Annotated in this window: 19 protein-coding genes; 17 read left to right on the forward strand and 2 right to left on the reverse strand. The window is 55.6% G+C overall.

Going from position 1 to position 25459, the window contains the following annotated elements:
- The first annotated feature begins 1 nt into the window (after position 1).
- The 11 genes from K239x_RS25735 to K239x_RS25785 all read left to right on the forward strand — a co-directional run bounded on the left by K239x_RS25735 (position 2) and on the right by K239x_RS25785 (position 12578).
- Entirely contained in the window at positions 2 to 3253 is a 3252-nt protein-coding gene (locus tag K239x_RS25735) for an efflux RND transporter permease subunit (RefSeq protein ID WP_145421163.1), read from the forward strand.
- Between the two features lie 41 nt (positions 3254 to 3294).
- Positions 3295 to 3957: a hypothetical protein gene (locus tag K239x_RS25740; RefSeq protein ID WP_145421164.1), complete on the forward strand. Its 663-nt coding sequence runs from the start codon at positions 3295 to 3297 to the stop codon at positions 3955 to 3957.
- Positions 3958 to 3996: 39 nt separating this feature from the next.
- Positions 3997 to 4530 carry a hypothetical protein gene (locus tag K239x_RS25745; protein ID WP_145421165.1) on the forward strand — a complete coding sequence of 178 codons (534 nt, stop codon included), beginning with the start codon at positions 3997 to 3999 and terminating at the stop codon, positions 4528 to 4530.
- Between the two features lie 103 nt (positions 4531 to 4633).
- On the forward strand, positions 4634 to 5416 hold the full coding sequence (locus tag K239x_RS25750; RefSeq protein WP_145421166.1) for a hypothetical protein: 783 nt from the start codon (positions 4634 to 4636) through the stop codon (positions 5414 to 5416).
- Between the two features lie 55 nt (positions 5417 to 5471).
- Complete coding sequence (locus K239x_RS25755; RefSeq protein ID WP_145421167.1) at positions 5472 to 6701, forward strand: ABC transporter permease; 1230 nt, start codon at positions 5472 to 5474, stop codon at positions 6699 to 6701.
- 68 nt (positions 6702 to 6769) lie between these two features.
- Entirely contained in the window at positions 6770 to 7453 is a 684-nt protein-coding gene (locus tag K239x_RS25760; RefSeq protein ID WP_145421168.1) for an ABC transporter ATP-binding protein, read from the forward strand.
- 180 nt (positions 7454 to 7633) lie between these two features.
- Entirely contained in the window at positions 7634 to 8395 is a 762-nt protein-coding gene (locus K239x_RS25765; RefSeq protein ID WP_145421169.1) for a methyltransferase family protein, read from the forward strand.
- Positions 8392 to 8652, forward strand: coding sequence for a BON domain-containing protein (locus K239x_RS25770; RefSeq protein WP_419189396.1), 261 nt, complete (start codon positions 8392 to 8394; stop codon positions 8650 to 8652). Before K239x_RS25765 ends, K239x_RS25770 begins: the two co-directional genes overlap by 4 nt.
- Before the next feature lie 12 nt (positions 8653 to 8664).
- Positions 8665 to 11112, forward strand: a complete 2448-nt coding sequence (locus K239x_RS25775) for a heavy metal translocating P-type ATPase (RefSeq protein WP_145421171.1) — start codon at positions 8665 to 8667, stop codon at positions 11110 to 11112.
- Between the two features lie 151 nt (positions 11113 to 11263).
- Entirely contained in the window at positions 11264 to 11815 is a 552-nt protein-coding gene (locus K239x_RS25780) for an RNA polymerase sigma factor (protein ID WP_419189397.1), read from the forward strand.
- 67 nt (positions 11816 to 11882) lie between these two features.
- Entirely contained in the window at positions 11883 to 12578 is a 696-nt protein-coding gene (locus K239x_RS25785) for a hypothetical protein (RefSeq protein WP_145421172.1), read from the forward strand.
- Positions 12579 to 12584: 6 nt separating this feature from the next.
- Here the strand turns inward: K239x_RS25785 and K239x_RS25790 are convergent, their stop codons facing one another.
- On the reverse strand, positions 12585 to 13976 hold the full coding sequence (locus K239x_RS25790) for a hypothetical protein (RefSeq protein WP_145421173.1): 1392 nt from the start codon (positions 13974 to 13976) through the stop codon (positions 12585 to 12587).
- A 95-nt stretch (positions 13977 to 14071) separates the two neighbouring features.
- A complete protein-coding gene (locus K239x_RS25795) occupies positions 14072 to 15808 on the reverse strand; it encodes a TolC family protein (RefSeq protein ID WP_145421174.1) in 1737 nt (578 codons plus the stop codon).
- A gap of 133 nt (positions 15809 to 15941) precedes the next feature.
- Between K239x_RS25795 and K239x_RS28960 the strand changes: the two genes are divergently transcribed.
- The 6 genes from K239x_RS28960 (at position 15942) to K239x_RS25830 (ending at position 25018) form a co-directional block, all read left to right on the forward strand.
- On the forward strand, positions 15942 to 16496 hold the full coding sequence (locus K239x_RS28960; RefSeq protein ID WP_419189398.1) for a hypothetical protein: 555 nt from the start codon (positions 15942 to 15944) through the stop codon (positions 16494 to 16496).
- Between the two features lie 277 nt (positions 16497 to 16773).
- Positions 16774 to 18897: a heavy metal-binding domain-containing protein gene (locus K239x_RS25810; RefSeq protein ID WP_145421176.1), complete on the forward strand. Its 2124-nt coding sequence runs from the start codon at positions 16774 to 16776 to the stop codon at positions 18895 to 18897.
- A gap of 11 nt (positions 18898 to 18908) precedes the next feature.
- Positions 18909 to 22424, forward strand: a complete 3516-nt coding sequence (locus K239x_RS25815) for an efflux RND transporter permease subunit (protein ID WP_145421177.1) — start codon at positions 18909 to 18911, stop codon at positions 22422 to 22424.
- Positions 22425 to 22537: 113 nt separating this feature from the next.
- Positions 22538 to 23926, forward strand: coding sequence for a hypothetical protein (locus K239x_RS28965; protein WP_419189399.1), 1389 nt, complete (start codon positions 22538 to 22540; stop codon positions 23924 to 23926).
- Positions 23927 to 24066: 140 nt separating this feature from the next.
- Positions 24067 to 24342: a hypothetical protein gene (locus tag K239x_RS25825; protein WP_145421178.1), complete on the forward strand. Its 276-nt coding sequence runs from the start codon at positions 24067 to 24069 to the stop codon at positions 24340 to 24342.
- Between the two features lie 19 nt (positions 24343 to 24361).
- Positions 24362 to 25018, forward strand: a complete 657-nt coding sequence (locus K239x_RS25830) for a GNAT family N-acetyltransferase (protein ID WP_145421179.1) — start codon at positions 24362 to 24364, stop codon at positions 25016 to 25018.
- The last annotated feature ends 441 nt before the right edge of the window (positions 25019 to 25459 follow it).

The raw sequence follows: 25459 nt of genomic DNA on the forward strand, positions 1-25459 counted from the left end.
CATGCTTAATTCAATCATTCGTTTTGCGTTGAAGCAACGCATGCTTGTCATCGCCGTTGCCCTGTTCCTGGTGGGATTCGGGACTTGGCAGGCGATGCAGGCTCCGATCGACGTCTTCCCCGACCTGAACCGGCCTCGCGTAGTCATCATGACCGAGGCACCGGGGTTGGCACCGGAGGAAGTCGAGACACTGATTACGTTTCCGATTGAAACGGCGGTCAATGGCGCGAATGGCGTTCAAGCCGTTCGCAGTTCGTCGGGCGTTGGTATCTCGGTCGTCTATGTCGAGTTCGATTGGAACACGGACATTTACAACGACCGTCAAATCGTCAATGAGCGGTTGCAACTCGTTCAAGAACGGATGCCGCAGGGCGTAAAGCCAACGCTCGCACCGATCTCTTCGATCATGGGTCAAATCCTGATGTTGGGAATGTGGAGCGACGACGGTGCAACCGAACCGCTTGAACTGCGAACGCTCGGCGATTGGGTCGTGCGGCAGCGATTGCTGACCATCCCTGGCGTTTCGCAAGTCTTCACGATGGGCGGCGGACGCAAGCAGTTTCAAGTGTTGGTCGACCCCGATGCGATGTTGCGATTCGGAATTGCGTTGCACGAGGTCAAGCAAGCCGTTCAGAACAGCAATGACAACGCCACGGGCGGCTACTTGGATGAACAAGGCCCGAACGAATTACTCGTTCGTGGTCTGGGCCGTGTTCAGAGCATTGAAGACCTGCAAAAGGTCGTCGTCACGATGAAGGATGGCCGCCCCATTTCGCTGGGCCAGATCGCTCGCGTCGTCGAAGGTGCGCAGGTTAAACGCGGCGACAGTTCAGCCTGGGTACGCGATGAGGACAGAAATTACAGCGGTGGCCCTGCGGTCATTCTTACGATCAACAAGCAACCGGGAGCCGACACGCGGCGAGTGACCGACGATGTGATGGCGGCAATTGCTGAGTTGCGGCCTTCTTTGCCGGGTGACCTACGCATCGAACCGCTCTACACGCAAAAGTCATTCATCGACCGAGCGATCGAGAACGTGGCCGAGGCACTTCGTGACGGCGGCATCTTGGTCGTCATTATCTTGTTCCTATTCCTGATGAACGTCCGCACGACATTCATCACGCTGACCGCGATTCCGTTGTCGCTGGTAATGACCGCGATCGTGTTTTCGATCTTCGATTTGTCGATCAACACGATGACGCTGGGTGGTTTGGCCGTCGCGATTGGTGAACTGGTCGACGACGCGATCGTCGATGTGGAAAACATCTATCGCCGATTGAAGGAAAACCGGGCCAGCGATAACCCCAAGCATCCGTTGCTGGTCGTATTCCGTGCCAGTATCGAGATTCGCAATTCGATCGTATTCGGCACGATGATCGTGATCCTCGTATTTCTACCGCTGTTCGCGCTCTCGGGCATGGAAGGACGTTTGTTTGCTCCGCTGGGTGTCGCCTACATCGTTTCGATTCTTTCGTCGTTACTTGTGTCGCTGACCGTCACACCCGTGCTGTCCTATTGGTTGCTCGGTAGCCAAAAGCTTAAGGGGCACGAGAAAGACGGATTCGTCCTGCGAGGCATCAAATGGGTTGGCGACAAAGTCATCCGCTTCAGCCTGACGGTTCCGCGATTCAATCTAGCCGTCACAGCGGTACTAGTCGTTTTGTCCGGAATGTTCCTGATGAGTCTCGAACGCGACTTCCTGCCGCCATTTAATGAAGGTGCGGTTCAACTAAACGTCGTGTTGCCGCCGGGCACTTCACTGGCTACTTCCAACGACATTTCTAGCCGCGTCGAAACTCGATTGCGAGAGATTGAAGACATCGAAGGATTCATTCGACGTACCGGCCGCGCCGAGTTAGATGAACACGCCGAGGGCGTGAATATGAGCGAGTTCATCTTGGAACTCGATCCCGAATCGCCGCGAGCCCGCGAAGAACAGCTCGAAGAAATTCGCGAGGCGATGGCCGACATTCCCGGCATCGTCACGGCGGTCGAGCAACCAATCGCTCACTTGATCTCGCACATGATCTCCGGTGTGAAGGCTCAAATTGGAATCAAAATCTATGGCGACGATCTCGATCTGTTGCGTCGAAAAGCGGGCGAGATGGAAGCGGTAATGAAGACGGTGTCCGGAACGAAGGATGTGCTGGTCGAACCCCAAGTCATCATTCCGCAATTACGGATCGAACTCGACCGCGACAAGCTATTGCTTTACGGACTCAGTGCCGTCGAAGTCAACGAGTTCATCCAAACGGCCCTCAACGGACAAGTCGTTTCCGAAATCTTGATCGGCCAACGCACGTTCGACTTGATGCTGCGTCTCGACGAAGATTACCGCGAGAACCTTCAAACTCTCAAGCGGCTGACGATTGACCTCGCCGACGGTGGCAAAGTGCCTTTGGAATCGGTCGCGAACATCTACCAATCAGGCGGCCCAAACACAATTAACCGCGAAGATGTTCGTCGCCGAATTGTGTTGCAGTGCAACGTGTCCGAGCGTGGCGTGGTCGACGTGGTGGAAGACATTCAAAAGAAATTCCAACCCATTGTCGAGTCATTGCCTCCGGGATACTTCGTTCAGTACAGCGGACAATTTGAAAGCCAGCAATCGGCATCGCGAGTCATCGGCATCCTGTTCGCCGTCTCGCTAGTGGGCGTGTTCCTGGTTCTGTACACGATGTTCCGCAGCGTCAACCTCTCGCTGCAAGTGATGATGGCCCTACCAATGGCGTTCATCGGATCGGTGATCGCGTTGGTCGTCACCGGCCAAACGCTGACCGTCGCTGCGATGGTCGGCTTCATCTCGCTTGCCGGAATCGCATCGCGAAACGGAATCTTGCTGATCAACCACTATTTGCACTTGGTCCAGCACGAAGGCGAAGACTGGACAAAAGAAATGATCGTTCGTGCCGGACTGGAACGTCTGGCACCGGTGTTGATGACCGCACTTACCTCCGGCATCGGCTTGGTCCCGTTGGTCATGGCGGCTGGCGAACCGGGCAAAGAAATCCTCTATCCAGTCGCGACCGTGATTCTCGGCGGACTGATTAGTTCGACGCTACTCGACTTCTTCGTTCACCCGGCGTTGTTCTGGCTGATCGGACTGAAATCGGCTGAACGAGTTGTCAACGAATCGAAAACCGACATTCCTCTGTTTGAAGAATCCGAAGACGAGGAATTTCACCAACGAATCAACCCTTCTCCGTCACGGACGGCAGAGACATCCCAGCCCCTTTCCGAACCCGCGACCTAAGACAGGAAGCGAACGGATCTTTTTCCAAAAAGGAAATTTTGATGTTGAAACAAATTTCAAGACTGCTGTGCTTCGTCGCACTCACATCGGTTGGCAGTATTGCCAGTGCCGAAGAGTCGATCGCGTTCTGCTTGCCGGAGTGGAAAGAGATGCACTTCGACGATTCAGCCAAGGCGCAACAGCACCTTGCTGCCGTACAGAAACTGGGCTGTGAAGCCAAGATCGACAACCACGGTGGGCACACCGATGTCGTTTATCGTTCACCAAAATGGAAGAGCATGGAAGTCGCGGACGACAAGCTAGCTCACCAATGGGAATCGTGGCTTAAGAAAGCAGGATTCGAGACCCTGCACGGTCACGCGGCGGATCACGGCGGCGACGATCATGCTGGGCATGAAGGTCATGACCATGCGGCACACGATCACGCCGGACACAATCATGCGGCAGGCCAAGTCGAAGAGGTCAACTACCGCATCACCGATTGGAGGACGGTACACATTGAAAATCAAGAACAGCTCGCCGAACTGACCGCGATGTTGAAAGGACTCGGATGCGAGCTGAAAAGCTCACAGCATTCCGGCCACGCCGACTTGAGTTTCCGTTGTCCGCAATGGAAACACATCGAAGTCGGATCACATCAAGTTGCCACAACTTGGGAACAGTGGCTCGCAAAAACGGGCTTCGAGGCGAAACACGTTCACTAGAAACTCTCAGATTATCCAACTCCATCCAGGAAATATCCAATGAGACGCTCTACCAAACTCTTCACGCTAGCACTCGCTGCCATGACCTTCGGCCTCGTCGGCTGCAAAGACGGGGCAACCAACACCGCAGCGACCGTTGAAACATCGGCACCTCCGGCAACCGTTGACGATCACGCAGAACACGCACACCCCAGCGAAGGACCGCATCATGGCGGATTGATCGAATTGGGCAACGAGGAATACCACGCCGAACTCGTTCACGACGAAGACACTGGTTCGGTGACGATCTATGTACTCAACGCAGCCGCGACTGAGCAAATCCCGATCGAGTCGACCGAAATCACGATCAATGTCAAACATGACGGCAAGCCGGAGCAGTTCAAGCTGGCCGCTTCGCCTGATGCAAATGACCCACAAGGCAAGTCGTCGCGTTTTGTTTCGACAGACGCGGAACTCGGCGAGCACCTAGATGAAGAAGGAGCCGACCCAAAACTCGTCCTAACGATCAACGGCAAATCGTTCCGAGGAACGATCGCACACGACCATGACCACGAAGGTCACGACCACGAATGATTTACGGATGATGATTCGTAGATCGGAGATTGAAATTCAATTCTCCGATCTGCTTTCGTCAGCCCTCAATCTCCAATTTCTACTTACCAAGGGAATGATAACGATGAAACGGATTTTCAATCAAACGACAATCGCACTGACGATGACGCTGGTAACCGCTTGCTTCGCGATGGCTCAATCCGCTCGCGCGGCGAGTCCCGCCGAGCAAGCGATTCGTGCGGCCGAAGCCAACAACCAGTTTTCCTTCGTGATGTTCTATCGCGGCAACGATGCGGCGACCAAAACGATGCACGGCACGCTGCAGTCAACACTGGCCAACCGGCAAGACGCCGTGGTCGTGCCCGTGCAAATTGGTGACGTCGCCGAGAAAGCCTTGGTGAAACAGTTCGACGCAACCCGAATGCCAATGCCAGCGGTGGCCACGCTGGCTCCCAACGGCGCGGTGTGCAGCGTTTTCCCGCGACGTGTAACGCAGCAGCAACTTGCCGCCGCGATCGTTTCGCCCGGACAGACCCAAATTTTGAAAGCGTTGCAAGATCGCAAACTTGTCTTGCTGTGCGCTCAACCCAGTGCCAGTGCTTCGGTCCCCGTTGGTGTTCAGCAATTCCAAGCCGACAAGCTGTACAGCAATCGAACCGAAGTCGTCACCGTGTTGGCGAATGACCCTGCCGAGGCTGAGTTCTTGACCAAGATCGGAGTGAAGCCGGGTCAGCCGACTTCCGTCGTCGCATTCATGGCACCACCGGGAGTCATGGTCGGCACGTTCAACGCAAACGTCAGCTTCGATGTCCTCGCCGAAAAACTAGCTGCGGCTGGCAAGTGCTGTGACGACGAAAGCTGCAAGCACCACAAATCGGCCCAGGCTTCGCAACCAGCACGACGCTAGTGCTCCTGGTCGGCGATCTTCACTCAACATCCCTCGATACAACGGAACGGACTCCATGAAACTTCGACACATGATTTGGAAAGAACTCTGGCAACGGCCGACGCCGATGCTTACCAGTTTGCTAGCCGTCACGCTTGGCGTCACAGCCCTTGTTGCGATTCAGAACATCACCGTGTTCTCAGAACGCAAGATCGCTGGTGACATGGAGTCGCTCGGTGCGAACGTGTTGGTATTGCCACCCAGCGTCACGCTGCAAGACTATTACGGAGCCGACATGCACGGGCATACGATGCCCGAGGAATACGTCACACGTCTTGCGCTTGCTCGATTGCCCGGCGTTGAAAATCTCGCTCCCAAGTTGTGCGTGGAAGCGGACGTGGACACGATTCCTGTCACGCTAACCGGCATCCTGCCCAAGAGTGAGTTTCAAGCCAAAGCCTCTTGGCAGGGACTCGGAATGTTAGGCAATGCCGTCGGCAGCGATCGCGGTTGTTGTGCGACTGCCGCTGACACCGGCGAAGCCGACAACGATCCTAACTCTTTGGCGACGACACGCACCATCGCCGAACTGGGCGACCGCGATGTAATCCTCGGACGCGATCTCGCCAGCCAACTTGGTGCAAAAATAGGCGATACGTTGCCGCTACTCGGTGAAGATTTCATTGTTCTCACTGTGTTGCCTTCGACCGGCACGATCGACGACGGACGCATGTTCGCTCACTTGCACAGCGTCCAGGATTTGTCGGGTGCGGGGCCAGTGGTAAACGTCATCGAAATCATGGCGTGCTGCGAAGACGCCGCTGGCGGTTTGATCACGAATCTATCCGCCGAACTTCCCGAAACGCGAATCGTCACGATCGCCCAAGTGGTTCAAACCCAAATTGCGGTCAACGGATTGATGTCGCGCTTGTCTTGGGTCTTTCTGTCGATCCTGCTGTTGGTCGGTGGAGCGAGCATTGCCAGTGTGATGTACGCCAACGTGACCGAGCGACGCAAAGAAATCGGAACGCTGATGGCAATCGGAGCTAGCCGCAACTTTGTCACGCAAATGTTCCTTGGAAAAGCTGCGGTCTTGGGACTCGCCGGTGGAGCAGCGGGCTTCGTCGTCGGCACCATTGTCGCCGCAGTACTCGGACCTCAGTTGCTAGGCATTCATGTACGCCCGATGCCGATGCTGCTGGGCGTGGGAATGGGCACGGCAACGATCGTCGCGGTCCTCGCCAGCCTACTGCCTGCCCGCCGAGCCGCTGGTCTCGATCCGTGCCTTGTTTTCAACGACGCTTGATCGCTGCGTCGCGTGATCGAAAGGTCGTGCTTCCAATCTCAAAACTACATTCCATATCGAACCATAATATGTATCAACTCAATTCCGTTACCCAGACTTACGAACGTCGAGGCCAGATCGTCACGGCACTCGACAACTCCGACCTCACAATTCCCGACAACGACTTCATTGCGATCGTTGGACCGAGCGGCAGTGGCAAGACCACGCTGCTGTCCGTCCTCGGCGGAATGCTCGCACCGTCAACCGGCGACGTGATGCTCGATGGCGAATCGTTGTATGACCTCTCTGTGGAAGAACGCACGGCGTTGCGAGGCCGAAAGATCGGCTTCGTTTTCCAGTCGTTCAACTTAATCTCGTGGCTGACCGCACGCGAGAACGTGCAAATCCCATTGATGTTGTCCGACAAAACCGCCAAGCAACAAGAAGATCGTGCGATGGAGATGCTCGACCGCGTCGGCTTGTCCGATCGAACCGATCACCGTCCCTCAGAAATGAGCCAAGGACAACAACAACGGGTCGCGTTGGCACGGACACTCGCCAACGACCCGCAAATCATCCTGGCGGACGAACCGACAGGAAACCTCGATTCAGAAACCCGTCAGCAGGTGATGAGTTACCTGAATGAATTTCACAAGGACGGACGTACGATCGTGATGGTCACGCATGACGCCGAAACCGCCGCGTTTGCCCACCGCACCATCCGCTTAGTCGCAGGAGTCACGAATGAAATCGCAATGGCGCGGGCGGCGTAAGCAAAAGATGGGGAGTACGAGAGATGGTCCTCTTGTCTCCCTCTCTGCTTGTCTCCTAACTCCCAACTTGAAAACTGGCGGCTGCCATTCAGCCGTCAGCTAGGTTCCCGGACCGCGTCACTCACCAGCCGACGCACCGGGAACCGTTTTTCGTCTCCCAATCCGAATACAGAATTTCCTATGGCACTCGTTGAAGAATTTGAACGCACGGGATCGTGGTTGTTCCGCTGGCGCAGTTGTCTGCCCTTCGTGTTCTTACCGTTGATCGTGACCGCCGTGCTTCGATATCCCGTGATTGAATCGCATCCCAATTTGCATTTCGTCTGGAGCATCGTCAGTCTAGGCGTTTCGTTAATCGGACTAGCGGTTCGTTGTCACGCGGTTGGGCATGCCGCTGACGGAACATCGAGGCGCAACACGAAAACGCAAGTTGCCGAAGCACTCAACACCTCTGGCTTCTACTCCGTCGCTCGGCACCCAATGTACCTCGGCAACTTCTTGATTGCGTTGGGCATCGTGTTGCACTCCGCATCCCCCTGGTTGGTCGTGGCCTTCCTGATGGCATTCGCGTTGTACTACGAACGCATCATGTTCACCGAGGAAGCGTTCTTGCGAAAAAAATTCGGCCGTGTGTTCAACGATTGGTCCGATCATACGCCCGCGTTCATACCAAGGCTAAGACAATGGAAGTCGGCGGAGGTTCCGTTGGACATCCCCAAAGTCATTCGAGCCGAATCTGCTGCCGTTGCAGTCATCGCATTGACATTCCCGGCACTGGAATTGGCGATGCACGCAGCTCAGCATGGCAATGTCGCCACGGAAAAATCGTGGTACATCCTGCTCGGCAGCGGTATTCTTCTCTACATCATCGCTCGGGTCATGAAACGGCAACTCCGACGATGGCTCAAATACGAGCGAATTTTGTACGAGGCCGCAAAGTGAGATCGCATAGCTTCAAGCACTCTCCTGCGAATCCTGAGCCTCTCAGCGCTAGAGTCGAACGCATCATCAGGCGATTCGGCTTTGAAGGAGTGCATGTATCCAGTGATCAGTCCTGGCACGTCACTCTTACTGGTATTGTCGATGACGTCAACGATCGTGCGTTGCTCGTCGCGATCGCCCGGACCACTCCGGGTGTCACCGTGGTCCGCAGTGAAATCACCGTTTCCAAGCCGAACTTAACGGATATACCAAGTTAGGTCGACACACGCATGAACAAAGAAAAGATTGAACTCAACCTGGTTCTACCGACGGTCAAAGATGCGGACGATTCGTGCATCAGGCGGCTGGCGGAGTTGCTGCAAAGCAAAGTTGGAATCGACGCGGCACATTCAATCAAGCCGAGTGACGAAAGCCCAGGGCAAATCTGCGTTCACTACGACCCGAGCGTGGTCTCGACGGGCGAGGTTCGCGAATTGGCACGGCGCGCTGGGGCAGAGCTTGACCAGCGGTACGGGCATTGGCATAAGCGAGTTGGGCCGATGCACGCTGGCAGAGCATCCGCCGTCGAATCGCGTTTGGCTCGCATCGACGGTGTCATCGAATCAGTCGTCTCTCCGGACGGAGCCGTTCGAGTCGAATTTGATCGTCAAACAACCGACGCTTCGACAATCGCAAGGGCACTGGATGATTGGTCATCTTCTGAACTAAAAGAACACGACGAGCATGAAGGTCATCGGCACGACGATGAAGGTCACGACCATGCCGGTCATGACCACGCGCACGGCGGCATCTTCGGACCGAAGTCGGAGCTGATCTTTGCGGTCCTTTGCGGCGTTTTTCTGTTGGTCGCTTGGCTGATTGAAACCTTCGCCGAACTAAACCAGTGGATTCTGCTGGGGTGCTACATCGCCGCCTACCTCTTCGGTGGCTACTACACCGTCATCGAAGCGATCGAGAAAATCCGAGCCGGCAAGTTTGAGATCGACTTCCTGATGATTGTGGCTGCCGCCGGTGCCGCTTCGCTGGGAGCGTGGGCCGAAGGTGCGTTGCTGTTGTTCCTGTTCAGCATCGGCCACGCCTTGGAAGGCTACGCGATGGGGCGAGCCAAACGTGCCATCGAAGCCTTGTCCGAACTGGCTCCGAAAACAGCACGAGTTCGACGCGAGGGCAACGAATCAGAAATCTCAGTCGAAGACCTGGTCGTTGGCGACATCGTCATCATCAAACCCGACGAGCGAGTCCCGGCAGACGGTTTCGTAATCGGGGGCGAGTCCAGCATCAACCAAGCACCGATCACAGGCGAAAGCGTGCCTGTCGACAAACGCCCCGTGGAGGACGTTGCCGCTGCCGCATCCGATCCCGAGTCGCTTCCGCCAGAGCATCGTGTATTCGCCGGAACGATCAACCAATCGGGATCGCTTGAAATCCAAGTCACCAAGCTCGCATCCGAAAACACACTGGCCCGTGTCGTCACGATGGTCAGCGAAGCAGAAACGCGGGTGTCGCCAACGCAGAAGTTCACCAAGAAGTTCGAGCGATACTTTGTCCCGTCAGTCATTGCCGGTGTCGTACTGTTGATGTTCGCACCGCTCGTCATCGACGAAACCTTCAGCGAATCGTTCTACCGAGCGATGGCGGTTCTAGTCGCCGCCAGCCCATGTGCGTTGGCGATCGCAACGCCCAGTGCGGTGCTCAGCGGCGTCGCCCGAGCAGCACGCGGCGGCATCCTCGTCAAAGGTGGCGGGCCACTAGAAAGCCTCGGCAGTCTCGATGCAATCGCGTTCGACAAAACCGGAACGCTCACCGAGGGCGAACCCAAAGTCACCGACGTTCGCACCGCTGACGGTGTCGATGAGACCGAATTGTTGACAACCGCTATCGCAGTAGAAGACCTCAGCAAACATCCGCTTGCCAAAGCCGTGGTCCGCGACGGATTAAAAAGACTGGATGACGGTCTAACGATTCCGGATGCTACTAATTTGCAGAGCATCACCGGGCGCGGCATTCAAGCGACGGTCGAAGGAGACATCGTCCATATCGGCAAAGACGACTTGTTCGCCGAAGTCGAGGGGCCACCGCTACCAGACAGCGTTCGCAAGATTGTTGAGTCGCTCGAAGAGAACGGACGCACGACTATGATCGTCCGACGCGGCGATCGTTACCTCGGCGTCATCGGTTTGATGGACACACCGCGTGAGGCTGCCAAACGAACGATCTCGCGGCTTCGCGAACTCGGCATCGAACGAATGATTATGATTTCCGGCGACAATCAGAAGGTCGCTGATGCGGTCGCGAAAGAAGTCGGCCTCGATGAAGCCCGCGGCGACTTGATGCCCGACGATAAGGTCAATGAAATTAAGAAGCTGCAAAGCGAAGGCGGCGTCGCAATGGTCGGCGACGGAGTCAATGACGCGCCGGCCATGGCATCTGCCTCCGTCGGCATCGCGATGGGAGCTGCCGGCAGCGACGTCGCCCTCGAAACCGCCGACGTCGCCTTAATGGCCGACAACCTCGACCACTTGCCGCTCGCCATCGGACTCAGCCGTGCCACCCGCGGCATCATCCGTCAAAACCTCTGGATGAGTCTCGGTATGGTCGCCTTCCTCGTCCCTGCAACCATCCTCGGCCTCAACATCGGCCCCGCAGTTGCGTTGCATGAAGGCAGCACGCTGGTCGTCGTTTTCAATGCCCTGCGTCTACTTGCCTACAAGCAATGACGGTTGTTACCGAGTCATTGCTTCCAAGGCAACGTGTTTGTTTTCGCTCGGGATACTGTCGTGCCTTAGGGAAAACATCAGGTCGTCGCGTACTTAATCTCGGTGACGAGCCGCATTGGTACCCCCGGTGGGTATTGGTACAATTTCAATAATGGGCAAGCCCGATGAACGCAAATCGACCGAAACGATCGCCTCTGGGACAGTCGCCGCCGCGGTGTCTGGAGATCGTTCTGCGCTGCGCTCGATCTACGAGGCGACGTCGGATCGCGTCTTCCGTTTGATGGTGCGGATGGTCGGTCAACAGGACGCCGACGACTTAACGCAGCAGACTTTCATCCGAGCGTTCACGAAGCTCGATCAGTTTAGTGGCGAATCGAAGTTCGAGACGTGGTTGTATCGACTGGCCACCAACGAGGCTTTGCAGCATATGCGCCGCGAGAAGCACCGGCGGACAAAAGAACTGGTGGTCGAGCCAACTGTTCAGCAAACCGACCACGTCGAACAAGACGAACGTGCCGCGATGGTACGAACTGCCCTCGATCAACTCGATCCGGAATTGCGGGCAATCTTCACGCTCAAAGAAGAGAGCGGTTTGTCGTACCAAGAGATCGCAGCGACGCTCGGAATTCCCGAAGGCACCGTCGGATCGAGGCTAAATCGGGCGCGGCGGGAACTTCGGAGGTTAATTGACACGCCTCAATGATTTGCGCGCCCTGTTGCACTTGATCTCGTGCCAAGAAACTGTTGGTAGGAACACACGAAGGAGAAAAATGACAGACAAAAAGAAGAGCCGTCAGATGAATTGGTCAGCAATTTCGGCGATTGCGGCGGTAGTCGCCTCTCTCGTTGCCGTCGTTGCGTTGGTGCTTGGAGCGAATCACGCAACAGAGCAACGCGCATTGGCGGTCGATCAAATGCGACAACAGCGACAGCAATTTGATGCAGAGCGAGATATGAGGATGCAGCCTTTCGTTGCGTTTGATCGTGTGACATTCGTATTCCCCGTTGAGGCTACGGAGGTAAATGGACGCCGGTTTGATTTGGTCCGAAAAGACGGCGTCGTGATTGACCAAACGCCCATTCCAACTCTCACCAATTATGGAGCCGGTCCAGCGCTCCACGTTGAGGTCAGCTACGAAGGGGATGACGAAACGCTTTTTCCGACTTCGCCAATGCACCTGCTTCCTGAGCAGCAAACTGGCTTCTTCGCCATCCCGGATGCCTTGAATAACAGCGAGAAACCAGAGCGGATGACTAAGGGCACCGCGCTTATTCGCTGTCGTGATTCCCGTGGCCGTCAGCATCGTGTCGAGCAGAAATACACCTGCAGCACGGATGGGAAGACCATGCAGTTTCAGTTTGGAACTATCACGACCCTACCCATCGACTTCACTATGCCGGAATACTCTATGTATAGTTCGTGGTCGGCTCCCGATGTCAAGCCGAGCTATGAACTTCAACCCTGACGTTCGTTATCGCCACCCAAGCGGGTCGTCCTCTTCCGTGTAGCGACCGAACGGATCACGCAGTTGATCGGGGCGTTCCTGGCTCCGTGACGTTGCCGCTAAGACGACCATTCGGTCAGCTTCAAGGGTTTGTCGAACGATCTCTTTTAGACAGTCCGTTTGGGCCGATGAAGATCCGAACCATCCAGATCGGACCATGTTGCAAAATTCAGTGTTGTTCAACGAACGAGGTTTGCTTTCCCAATCAATTCGCAGGCCGCCTTTTGGGCCTTTCGATGCTGGAGATGCAGCAAAAGCATTCCACAAACCGAGTGGAATGTAGAAACCGGAGGCCATGCTGTTGTCCAGAGAACTCTTTTGTTTCGCCTCACAGAACTTCAGAAACAGCGTCTCTTCGCCCAGACGGTAGCTTGCAATGGATGGCTCAGCGTCCTCCAATTTTCGCAGCATCGTTGCTGCTTCATTCATCCGCTCCACTTCCCCTGCGTAATTCTTGTCGCTGTTGGGGTAGTAAGTCGGTTTGCCATCTCCTTTAGCGGATAGCCTTTTGTACTGGACCATTACGAACGATTCATGGACATGACTGAAATAGATCAAGTCCACGCCGAGCGTGTGTTCGAGCGGTTGACGATTGCAGTTGATAATCGAGAGCGTCTCACCGGTGTCGTTGGACACATCAACACGACTCGTGATGAAAGGTTTAATGAAGTTGAAACCCGGAAACGACATTGCATCCAAATTGATCTGCGAGTCTTCACGGACGTTGTAGTGTGACAATCGGTTCAGAAAGCTGGTTGCCTCTTGTTGTGCCGGTGTCGTGCCACGCAGGATCTCTTTGCGCAGACGCAACCCGCCGAATATTTCGAGCGACGTTACTACTGCGTCACGCTCGATGTCGGCGATGCCACCTTCGGCTTGGCTGCGAATGGAGGCGAGTTCAGCTATCAGCGATTGAATTCCGGGCATTCCCGCCCGCAAGCTCTGTGACACGCCCTGAAGTGCCCCAAGCAAGGCTTCCGACGTCTTTTCGGGCAATCGGGTCGCCTCACCGAAGTTCGTGTCGACTCTGTTGCGAAATCGCCCGTCCAATCGTTCAAGAACAACCTCAACGTCAGTCCGACCCGTTTCCACAACGCCGCTGACTTTCAATTGCTTCTTTCCCGTTGCGATCCACTTGCCCAGCTGGGAGACACCGATGAAGTCGATGCTTAGCTCGGGGCCATCATCGCTTAGTCTGCTTTCGTCGTCCTGTAGCGATACCAAGCAGATTTGATTCGTCTGTGGTGCCACGTCTGCTACAGATACGACCGCTGTAAACTTGCCTCGATCTTCGATTGCTTGCTTGATGCTTTCCGCATCACCGCCTCGAAATTTCAGCCATATCAATTCATTCTTCATGTGATTTTCCTCTTATAAGGGTTTGATTTACCTTAAAAGAGTTCGCTTCGCAGGATTCTCGCAGCAAATTTCAGAAATGTTTTTTGGCCCGCAAATTACCGCGATTCCGTCGTGTATGGGCAGCCGACTGTTCGATCCAATTGAGCGATCGTGCCGGCCAATGTGGCGTCGATGCGGGCGAGTTGGGTCTCGAACATCAACAGTTCGCGGTAGGTTTCGATCAAGGTGAAAAAGTCGGTGCGTTTGCCTCGGTAGTCTGCGATTGACAGTTTGAGTGTGTCTTCTGTGCGTGGGATGATGCGTTCTTCGTAGATGTCGCGTTGCTCGACCAGGGCGTCGGCTTGAACAATCAGGCGGCGAATCTTGCCGTACAGTTCGTCGCGTTCGGCTTCTAGGCGTCGAGTCGTGCTGCTGCGACGGTGAGCTGCTTCGCGGACTCCGGCGTTGATCTTCTCTCGCCAGATCGGCAATGTTGTACCGAAGCTGACACTGAGTTGATCGTTTCCGTTGGCCACTGGGCTAAGAACGTCATGGTTGTCGCTGACCAATCCCCAATTCAATCCGACGCTGAAGTCTGGATACTGCTGCAAGCAAGCCAAGCGTTCTTTGTCGCGGTCGCGTTGGATTTCCCATGCGAGGCCGCGTAGCTTCGGGTTGCACTGCTCGGCCAACGCGATCAATTCGTCAATCTGCTGTGGCGTGTCAGTGATACTCAGTTCATCCGTCGCTTCGGGAAGAATGCCAACAGGTTGCTGTAGCAAGGTACCGAGGTCGGCTTGGGCAACCAGCTTCTGCCTAGCAAGCGTGATGAGTTGTTCGTCGAGTCGATCCGTTTCGAGTTGTGCTCGCAGCACGTCTTGTTGAGAACCGCCACTGCGGTAGCGTGCCTCAGCAACGTCGGTCAGGTCGGCAACGAGGTCTTTGGTTTCCTCGATGATGTCGATCGCGCGGGTTGCGAACCAGACTTCATAGTAAGCGAGGCGAACTGACTCGGTGATCTCGCGAGCAATCGCGTCAACTTCCGTTTGAGCGATTTGCACTTCACGGCTGGCGATGACCGCTTTGGTTTTTAACTTGTCTGGAAACGGTACCATCTGGTTGACCGACATCTGATTGGCGACTCGGCCGGCCGCGGTTTGAATGGCGTTGTCGTGCAAAGGCGAGAAGGTGTTATTGAATGTCGGGTCGGGCAAGGCTTTGGCTTGCGGGATAACGTTGGTCGCCGCAGCGACACGTTGTCTGGCGGCGAGGATTTTTGGATGACGTGCGAGTGCACTGCCGACGAAATACTCGACGGGCTGACCATTTGGTGAAGGCGTCGCGATCGGCTCGGCAGTGCGATCGGCCTCGCCATCTTCGGAGTCTTCCTTTTCGTCGGATTCCCGATCCTTGGATTCTATGCCTTTGGTGTCTTTGTCGTCCTGCTCGTCGTCTTTTTCTTTCACGTCCGGTTCATCACCATCCTTCTCCCCATCTTCCTTACTCTCTTTGTCGCCATCGTCTTTGGGCGGATCGAGTTGCAGGAAATCACCGAAACTTCGTTTACCGTCTTCCTGTGGCGGTTGAGCGAAGACGGCGGGCGATGCGATCACTACCCCGTCGTTGTGGCCGACGGGCTGAACGCCCCCTGTTTCCGGTTCGCGAAGGACTCGCTGCCAATCGACATCGTTCGCCACGACCGAAGTCGGGCTCGAAACGGGGGCCGGAGTGGTGGATTTTGCTACCTGAACACCACGCTGGGAGGCACAACCGGACGCCGACGCGGCAACCAATGCTGCTAGCAGCAATCGTTTCGCTGGGGTTGTTCCGGGTCTAAACAATTGCCGATCCATGACGCTGGAGTCCGTATGAGCTATACTTGAGCTGTTAAAGTTTGCCTAACCGGTTAATTCCTATTGAACTCTTCGGCCAAATTTCCGATACAGTTCATATACCGTGTATGGGTATCCTTTTCGGAAGGTCACAGTGAGTAACTCCCCCCTAATTCGCACCGCCGTTAATCTTTGTCTGATCGCTGTAATAGTGATTCAGCCGATGACGCTGGTAGCTGCGCAGGGAACATGTGCTCAAGGTCAGTGCTGCGAGGCCAAAACGGTCTGTCACGCTTGCAAATGCTGTGAAGTGAAAGTGGATGGCGATCTGTGCGGTTGCTGTAGTGGCAGCGAAGAAGACGCTGGCAGTTGCTGCACGATGAAACCCGAACAATCAAAGCACGATGAACTGTTCGGTGAAATCTCCGATGTCGTGCCCGAGCCACCGAAATCCGACAACGAGAAGTTGGTTCAAGACCAAGTTGCGTTGTCAACGTGCATGTGTGGCATTCGCTCGGAACCGATTGCACCAGGACCTCATCGCGTTCCTGTTCCGCAGGTTCGTGAATTGGTCGTGATTGCGTACCTGGATCACGTTGCATCCGAAGCTGGACTTACGATTCGTCCAGATCAACTGATGTCACGATTGCCGATCGGCGATCACTCACCGCATTTCTCTCAGCGGTTTCTTTGCATCTGGCGCATCTAGCGTCGTCTCGATAGGAGAGTTGCGCCCTCGTAGCTCTTCGTTTTCAAGTTGGCTTTCACATGAATGATGCTGCGCGCTCATTCCGTGTGAAGTCTTTCCAAATGCAATCTCTACGCGATTCGATCGCGTCACCAAAACAATGACCCGGTCACAGCCTGGAGGCGATGACTGGTCGATGTTGCGATCCCCTCCGTCGCATCGTCGGCCAGTCACCTCTTGAGCTGACGTTCGTGGATGGAACCATAAACGGGTGCCGGAAAACGCCGTGAGAACTGTCATGAATCAGGACGAACCAATCAAACCCAACGAAATCGACGTTGACGACGACGTCAGCAACGTGGACGCGGATGCGCCGACCGATAGCGAGCCAGTGGAGACTGCGACGGAAGCAACGATAACGCCAGTTGAAACCCAGCCGAGTGCTCCACAAAGTGGTGGCGGGATGAAGTGGCTAGTGCGCACTGGTGTGCAAGCCGCAACGGTCGTCATCGTCGCCGGTCTTGTGTTCTTCCTGCTCGGAGTCGCACAACGGACGAAGTGGTTGACTGCTGACGGTTTCTCGGGCGACAAAGGCGAAGCCGTGGCGGAAGCTGGCGGCGGGGAGGACAAACGGTACATCTGTCCGATGATGTGTACGCCGCCATCAACAGAACCAGGTCGCTGCCCAGTCTGTGCGATGGAATTGGTCGAAGCGACTGGCGGCGGAGGCGGTGATGGTATTTCGGTCACCATCGAGGCATCCGCCCGGCGATTGGTCGGCATTCAAACCGCGATGTCGAAGATGGGCGAAGTCAATCGAACTATACGCACCATCGGCTCGATCGACTTCGACGAAAGCCAACTGTCGACTATCAGTGCGTACATCGACGGACGCCTGGAAAAGATGTACGCAAATTACGCCGGTGTGAAAGTCAATGAAGGCGACGACCTGGCGTTGATCTACAGCCCGCAGCTTTATACCGCCCAAACCGAGTTCATCATGAGCATGAACAGTGACGGCAAGATCGGACGCTTTCAAATCTCTGGCGGCGATCTGAACAAGATGGCTCGCGAAAATTTGGCTGAGCTTGGCATGACGCAAGGCCAGATCGACCAGTTGGGGAAGTCCGGCAAACCGATGTCACGCATCCGCATCAAGTCACCGCAAAGTGGAACGGTGATCGAGAAGTCAGCCGTTGAGGGCGACTATGTGAAAACCGGTCACAAGCTGTACCGCGTTGCCGATCTCAGCAGCGTATGGCTGATGCTCGATCTGTTTCCTGACGACGCATCGGCTGTTCGCTTCGGTCAACAAGTCGAAGCGGAAATTCAGTCGATGCCGGGCGAAGTGTTTACCGGCCGCGTTGCGTTCATTGATCCGACCGTGAACACAACGACCCGAACGGTTCGGGTTCGCGTCGAAATCATGAACTTCGACGGCAAGCTGCGGCCGGGCGACTATGCAACGGCTCGCGTGACGGTGCCAGCAATCCCGATGGACCAAGTTTACGATCCGGCGCTGGCAAACAAATACATCAGCCCGATGCACCCGCAGGTCATCCGCGACGAACCAGGCAAGTGCCCGCTTTGCGATATGGATTTGGTGCCGACGTCGCAGCTCGGATTCGCATCGGAGCCTTTGCCCATGCAACAAGTCGTCACGGTTCCACGAGACGCCGTGCTGCTGGCTGGCGAAAACAGTGTGATCTATGTCGAAACCGAACCGGGGCGTTTTGAGATTCGCCGAGTCACCATTGGTCCGATGAATCGCAAGGAAGCGGTGATAGTGGAAGGACTGTCCGCTGGCGAAACGGTCACGACTGGCGGCAATTTCCTGATCGACTCGCAAATGCAGCTCGCCGGAAACCCATCATTGATGGACCCGACGAAGGCACCGAGCTACTCACCAGGACCGCTTGAGCTTCCCAAATCCAACCCTGTCATGTTGGCGACCGATGCTGGCAAATCACTTGATCGAACCTACGACGCCTACTTCGAGATTCAATGTGCGATGGCGGCCGACCAAACGCCTCCGCCCGTCGCTTTGAACACACTGATCGAAGGACTCCGCGAACTAGAAATGTCGGCCGGCGTTCCCGATGACGCTCAACGCAAATTTGCGGCCGCTCGCCACGCTTCTTCACGCATGGATGGTTCGTTGGAAACCGCTCGCGAAGCCTACCGCGGCGTCAGCCACGCGTTGTTGCGAGCTGCGACGGTTGCTCGCGGTCCGAAGACGGCACAGAAGCTGACTCACTATTACTGCCCGATGGTGCCCGGCGGCGGTGGAGACTGGATGCAACCCGGCGGCGATTTGCAGAACCCGTATTGGGGCAGCGAGATGTTGACCTGTGGCGAAGTCGTTCGTGACATGGCGATGCCGGTTGGCGAAGTTCCCTCAATCGCTCGCACGGTGCAGTAAGGAAACGAACCATGCTAAATCTGATCATTCGCTTTTGCGTCAAAGAACCCTGGCTGGTGGTGTTGCTAACCGTTGGTCTAAGCATCGCTGGCTGGGTCAGCTTCCAGTCGATCCCTATCGACGCGATTCCCGACATTGGTGAAAACCAAGTCATCGTGTTGACGCCTTGGCCAGGCCGTTCACCCAAGGACATCGAAGACCAAGTCACCTATCCGTTGAGCGTTTCGTTGCTCGCCGTTCCCGGTGCCGAGTCGGTGCGAGGTAAGAGCATGTTCGGATACAGCTTTGTGCAGGTTACGTTCAAAGACGAGATTGATTTCTACTGGGCACGCAGTCGAGTCTCCGAGCAACTCGGCAGTGCCGCGTCGCAGTTGCCTGAAGGTGTTGTGCCGCAACTTGGGCCAGACGCGACGGGACTGGGACAAGTCTATTACTACACGTTACAGCCGCCCGATGAAGGAATGGGACTCGCGGAACTTCGCAGCATGCAAGACTTCGTCGTGAAGTATGAATTGCAAGCGGTTGAAGGCGTCAGCGAGGTTGCTTCGATCGGCGGCTACGTTCGCCAGTATCAGATCGAAGTCGATCCCGACAAGCTTCGATTCCACAACGTATCGCTGGACAAGTTGGCGATGGCGATCAAGGGATCGAACGTTGATGTCGGTGCCAAAACGGTGGAAGCGACTGGCATGGAGTTCATCGTCCGCAGCAAAGGGTTCCTTGGCTCGGGCGGGGATAAGGATAAAGCGGTCGAGGACATCGAGGACACCGTCATCATGCAGCGTGACGGGGTTCCCGTTCGCGTCCGTGATATTGCCAATGTGCAGATTGGCCCTGACTTTCGTCGCGGTGCGTTGGACTACAACGGAGCCGAAGCGGTTGGTGGCGTGGTCGTGATGCGATACGGCGAAAACCCGCGAGTCGTAATCGACCGGGTGAAAGAAAAGATCGCCGCGATTACACCATCGCTGCAAGGCGTGACCATCCATGGCGTCTACGATCGCAGCGGACTGATCGACGAGACGATGGCAACTCTGACGCACGCGTTGCGTGACGAGATCATCATCACGGCGATCATCATCCTCTTGTTTCTATTGCACATTCGTAGCAGTTTTGTCGTCGCAATCTGTTTGCCGGCAGCCGTGCTGATGTCGTTCATCGCGATGCGAGTGGTTGGCGTCGGTGCGAACATCATGTCGTTGGCGGGGATCGCGATCGCGATTGGAACGATGGTCGATATGGCGATCATCGTTTCGGAGAACATCTACCAGCATCTTTCGGATTGGGAATCTGGCAGCGAAGAGGCGAGAATCAAACAACCTCGCACGGAAGTCGTCTACGAAGCAACGGTCGAAGTCGCACCCGCCGTCGTGACCGCCGTGGCGACAACCATCGTTAGTTTCCTGCCAGTCTTCTTTTTGACCGGTCGCGACTACAAGCTGTTTTCGCCACTTGCTTACACCAAGACATTTGCGATTGCTGCAGCAATGATCGCTGCCGTCACGATTGTCCCGGCTTTGTGTCGATTGATGCTGCGGAGCAACGTGCGTCGCAAATCGACCGCGTTAGTTGCCGCATTGTCGCTCTCCGGATTGCTAGGCGCAGCATCTCATTTCCTTTGGGGTTCAAGACTCGCAGAGCGTTTTGACCTGGATACTTGGATTGTGACCGCGATCGCAGCCACGATCGGCTTCATCGGCGGTTGGCAGTTGATGCGAGAACGGATTCGGCCGATCGAAGAGATTCCGTCGAGCCGCTTCGTTCGCTGGATTTACGCGGCGCGACTACGACATGCGCTCAATCACAAAGCATTCGCACTCTCATTTCCGCTGGTGCTGTTGGTCATCGGTGTGGGAGCCTACGTCGGAATGCCGACCGTACTACGCCCAGTGGAAAAGGTCGCGAACTTCTTCGGTGCCGAACTGAATAATTTCCCCGGCTACGTCGATGCCAAGCACGTCTTCACCGGTTTGCAAAGTGACGATTGGATCGCGTTGGACGAAGGAAGTTGGTTCTACATGCCGACGCTGTACCCGGCGGCGAGCTTTTCGCAAGCGATGCAGGTGCTGCAAACTCAGGATGTTCTGATCGGCCAAATTCCCGAAGTCAAAGATGTGCTCGGCAAGATCGGTCGCGTGGAATCGGCACTCGATCCCGCGCCCGCCGCGATGGTCGAAACGTATGTGATGCTAAAACCGGAAAGCGAGTGGCGCGAAGGCGTCACTGCACGCGATGTCTGGGATGAAATCAACCGCGTCGCAACGTTGCCTGGCGTCACACCCGCCTCGGCACTGCAACCAATCGAAGGCCGTGTTGTGATGTTGCAATCCGGCATCAAGGCTCCGATGGCCATTCGCGTCTACGGAGACAAGCTAGGCACGCTCGCTGATGCAGCGATGGACGTCGCTGCGGAGCTGAAGAAGTCGCCGTTGATCAACGCTGGAACGGTCAATCCCGACATCGTGCTTGGCAAACCCTACGTCGAGTTCACGGTCGATCGTGAGGCGGCTTCGCGGTACGGAATGAGTTCGTCGATGGTGAACCAAGTCATCGAAACTGCACTCGGCGGGATGAATCTGATTAAGACGGTCGAAGGACGAGAACGTTATCCTGTGCGGCTTCGCTACAACCGCGACCTTCGTGAGCAGATCGACGGCTTGAAACGCTTGCCCGTTGTCACGCACTCGGGGGCCGTCGTGCCGTTGGAAGAACTCGCAACGCTGGAGACGACGTGGGGACCAGGTGCAATCAACAGCGAGAACGGGCGACTCGTCGCACACGTTTCTTTCATGGCCAATGGTAGCAAGGGTGACTTGGAATCAGTCGCCGCGATCGAAGAACAACTCCGCAATGCGCAATCTCTGCCGCCGTCCGATCCGAATCGTTTGTCATTGCCAGCCGGCTATTCCCTCGAAGCCGTTGGCAGTTTCCGTAACCAAATCGAAGCCAACCGTCGCTTGATGTGGATCATTCCTTTGGTCATCTGCATCAATCTGATGTTGCTCTACATGGAATTCCGCAACTTCTCGATTTCGTTGGCCGTGTTCTCCGGTATCCCCGTCGCATTCGCTGGCGGCATGATCGCAGTCGCAACAATGGGCGTAGAACTCAACACGGCAGTTTGGGTGGGCTTCATCGCGTTATTCGGTCTGGCGGTCGACGATGGTGTCGTGATGGCGACCTACATCCATCAACTTCTCAAGAAGCGCAAAATTGAATCGGTCGAAGATATTCGTAGCGTAATTTATGAAGCTGGCCTGAAACGCATTCGACCCTGCATGATGACAACCGTGACGACGCTTGCCGCGTTGATTCCGGTGTTGATCGCGACCGGCCGTGGTGCTGACGTTGCCCGAGCGATGGCGATTCCCGTGTTCGGTGGCATGCTAGCTGAACCGTTCACCTCATTCATCGTGCCGACGCTCTATTGCGGCTACCTCGAATTGAAAATGCGATTCGGATTTCAAGACGAGCTATGGAAAGGCACCGAAGCGATGCCGGAGGAGGAACTCATGAAAGCGGCATAAAAGTTTTCGTTTGCCCGTGAAGAAATTCACGACTCAGGCATCCAATCAATCAACCTCACCAAGATCGACGGACCCAACGGACGGTGTCCTGACTTTCACAACGGAGTTCTCCCATGAAACGAACACTCATTATCACTGCTTTCTCACTCGCGATGTCCGCATCGAGCGTGTTTGGGCAAACGATTCAATCGCAGCACGATCACGCTGGACACAACCACGCGATGCCCGGCATGACGCAGGCTCGCGAAGTAACCCAAGCAGGGCCGCATGGCGGCAGTTTGAAACAAACCGGCAACTTGCAAATCGAAACGATTGTTTCCCAAGGCGGGCTGCAAATGTTCGTCTACGACCGCGCTGGCCAACCGGTGTCAGTCGACCAGGGACGCGGTGCTGTCTCGGTGCGAGTCGAGGGCAACGCGAAACGCTATCGCTACGACTTGTTGCCCGATGGCAAAGGGGCGTTGACGGCTCCGGTGAATCTTTCGCAGCTTGCTGGCCGACAAATCGACGTCGATATTCAGTTGGTCGGCATGAAGGCTTCCGGCGGAAACACTGTTAGCTTCAATGAAGTTGCAACGGTGCCTGCTAGCGAACAACAACTCGCCGCAGCAGCAATCGCACGTCAGAAAATCTGCCCCGTAAGCGGCAAGCCGCTCGGCAGCATGGGCGATCCTGTGGCCGTCGATGTGAATGGACAGAAGCTCTACGTTTGCTGTGCGGGCTGTGTCGACGCGGTCAAGTCGGACCCGGCTAAGTATGCCGCCGGTCGCCCGCAGATCACGGTCACCACAGCGACCCAAGCCGACGCAGCGGCCATTGCGGCTCAAAAGGTTTGCCCCGTGATGGATGAACCTCTCGGTGGCATGGGCACACCGGTCAAGGTGATGGTTGGTGACAAGCCGATCTATCTGTGCTGCAAAGGCTGCATCAAGAAAATTCAAGCAGAGCCAGCAAAGTATCTGGCGATGGTTTACGGCAACGGCACGCAAAACAGTGCTCAGCCAGCAGCTACGACGATCGCCAAGATCACCGTCTCGACATCTACCCAAGCTGACGCTGCCGCCATCGCCGCCCAAAAGGTTTGTCCCGTGATGGATGAACCTCTCGGTGGCATGGGTACACCGATCAAGGTGATGGTTGGCGACAAGCCGATCTATCTGTGCTGCAAAGGCTGCATCAAGAAGATTCAGGCCGAGCCAGCGAAGTATTTAGCGATGGTTTACGGCAGTGGCAATCAAGCGTCCGTTCCCGCAGGTACCGAACAGGTTCGGGAAGGCATCTTCAAAGTCGTTTCTGCCGATGCGCCGTTTATCGCGGCTCAAAAGAAATGCCCCGTGATGGACGAACCGCTTGATGCGATGGGTGGGCCGTACAAAGTTAACGCCGCTGGTAAAGCAATCTACATCTGTTGCCCCGGATGCGCGAAGAAGATCGCAGCCGAGCCCAAGAAGTATCTCGCCATCTTAGAACAGCAAGGAATCAACGCCCCAGTCATTCGCTAATCGACGCGGGAGGTCAGGAACGAAGTTCCGAAACCCCGATCTCGAACACGCGGGGGTGGTGTCGCCGGCCGATTCACGCAAGTGATGAAGTCACCACGCCACCCCTGCCTTTTATTTCAACCCACGACAAGGAAGTCGTCATGAAATCGCTATGTAAATACTGCGTTACCGTTGCGCTCTGTTTGACCCTCACGCTATCCGCCGGATGCCAATCGCTGCCCTGGGTGGGCAGTCGAAATGACGAACCGGCAATGACCGCTCAGCAGTACGCCGAGCAAGCTGCTGCCAACATTGAATACGACACGACGGTTGACCTCGACACTGATTATCAACCGCCCGCAATAAGTTCGTCCTCTACCGCTCCCAGTCCAGTTTCCTCTCGCCCCTCATCAGGCGGCGGAAGCTGTTGCCACTAACGCCAGAGCACGTTCTTTCATGAAGACTCAATCCACACGGTCGATACGTTGGTTGGCGTATCGAGTGGTACGGCGTTTTGCGATCGCGAACGTCTGTCACTTTTATCAATCGCCGATCGACCAAATGCCGCGAACGCCAACGCCCAGCGGATACGAAGTCTGTTCGTGTTCATCCGAGCGGCTTCGTAAACACGCATCCGCTCTGGAATACGCGATCCCAGAGCGGGACTTGGAAATGCTGGATTCCGGCGCAGCTAAGTGCTTTGCAGCATTCCAAGCCGATTCGCTCGCCGGATTCGCATGGGTCGCCTTTGGAAACATCCCTGGTGACATGAACCACGATGGCAAACCAGAAACGGGTCTGCCAATCCAACTCTCCGACGATTCCGCTTTCGTGTTCCAAGTGCTGGTCTTACCCGCGTACCGAGGCCGTCGCCTATACGCAGCAATCATGAGCCAGATGGCTGACCAGTTGCAAAAGGATGGAATCGAGACGCTGGTGCTAACAACCGAAGGCTCTAACCATCGCGCACTAAAAGCAGTCGACCGAATGGGTTTCCAAAATGTCGCCAAAGCATCACTCTTCCGGGTTGGCCCACTGTGCCGAGCAACGTACCCAAAACTTGCACAAGCCAGCAGCTTCAAAATCGGCTACTACGTTGGGGATGAATCCTAAAGACGTGTGCTGCCACAACAACTTCCGAAACTTTCGCCGTGCGAGATTCAGCCGTGAACCAACGGTGCTCTCTGGAATGATGACTGCGTTGTCAGCCTTCATGCCGCCGCATGATCTGTGCAACTTAACGAGGTTGTCTCATTTCCGGAGATTTGGCGGCCTGTTAAACTCTGGAGATGAGTCAGGCCAAACTTACATCCGATGTTGCTCCAACCAGTTTAACAGCTGGCAAAGGCACATTCTTTGAGGTCGACGTTGTCGCTGCATGTCTAGTCGAACTGTTAGCAGAGCAGGCGTTCCAGAACCAGGAAAGATCGCGACTGGTGAAGGTAAGCGTCCAGAAGCAAGATGACCGATGGCGGCTGGACGACATCTTGTTGCAATATGAATGCGATGGGGCCGAAGAGTGGCTAATTCCGGTAAGCGTGAAGAGTTTTTCGC

This window comes from Stieleria marina, assembly GCA_007741555.1.
Taxonomy (GTDB): domain Bacteria; phylum Planctomycetota; class Planctomycetia; order Pirellulales; family Pirellulaceae; genus K23-9.

Bases quoted from the DNA above. Each gene is read 5' to 3' on its own strand.
- K239x_RS25760 (WP_145421168.1), top strand. From the start codon at position 6,770: ATGTATCAACTCAATTCCGTTACCCAGACTTACGAACGTCGAGGCCAG.
- K239x_RS25795 (WP_145421174.1), bottom strand. From the start codon at position 15,808: ATGGATCGGCAATTGTTTAGACCCGGAACAACCCCAGCGAAACGATTG.
- K239x_RS25750 (WP_145421166.1), top strand. From the start codon at position 4,634: ATGAAACGGATTTTCAATCAAACGACAATCGCACTGACGATGACGCTG.
- K239x_RS28965 (WP_419189399.1), top strand. From the start codon at position 22,538: ATGAAACGAACACTCATTATCACTGCTTTCTCACTCGCGATGTCCGCA.
- K239x_RS25825 (WP_145421178.1), top strand. From the start codon at position 24,067: ATGAAATCGCTATGTAAATACTGCGTTACCGTTGCGCTCTGTTTGACC.
- K239x_RS25745 (WP_145421165.1), top strand. From the start codon at position 3,997: ATGAGACGCTCTACCAAACTCTTCACGCTAGCACTCGCTGCCATGACC.
- K239x_RS25775 (WP_145421171.1), top strand. From the start codon at position 8,665: ATGAACAAAGAAAAGATTGAACTCAACCTGGTTCTACCGACGGTCAAA.
- K239x_RS25735 (WP_145421163.1), top strand. From the start codon at position 2: ATGCTTAATTCAATCATTCGTTTTGCGTTGAAGCAACGCATGCTTGTC.
- K239x_RS25740 (WP_145421164.1), top strand. From the start codon at position 3,295: ATGTTGAAACAAATTTCAAGACTGCTGTGCTTCGTCGCACTCACATCG.
- K239x_RS25755 (WP_145421167.1), top strand. From the start codon at position 5,472: ATGAAACTTCGACACATGATTTGGAAAGAACTCTGGCAACGGCCGACG.
- K239x_RS25830 (WP_145421179.1), top strand. From the start codon at position 24,362: ATGAAGACTCAATCCACACGGTCGATACGTTGGTTGGCGTATCGAGTG.
- K239x_RS25785 (WP_145421172.1), top strand. From the start codon at position 11,883: ATGACAGACAAAAAGAAGAGCCGTCAGATGAATTGGTCAGCAATTTCG.
- K239x_RS25765 (WP_145421169.1), top strand. From the start codon at position 7,634: ATGGCACTCGTTGAAGAATTTGAACGCACGGGATCGTGGTTGTTCCGC.
- K239x_RS25790 (WP_145421173.1), bottom strand. From the start codon at position 13,976: ATGAAGAATGAATTGATATGGCTGAAATTTCGAGGCGGTGATGCGGAA.
- K239x_RS25810 (WP_145421176.1), top strand. From the start codon at position 16,774: ATGAATCAGGACGAACCAATCAAACCCAACGAAATCGACGTTGACGAC.
- K239x_RS25780 (WP_419189397.1), top strand. From the start codon at position 11,264: ATGGGCAAGCCCGATGAACGCAAATCGACCGAAACGATCGCCTCTGGG.
- K239x_RS25815 (WP_145421177.1), top strand. From the start codon at position 18,909: ATGCTAAATCTGATCATTCGCTTTTGCGTCAAAGAACCCTGGCTGGTG.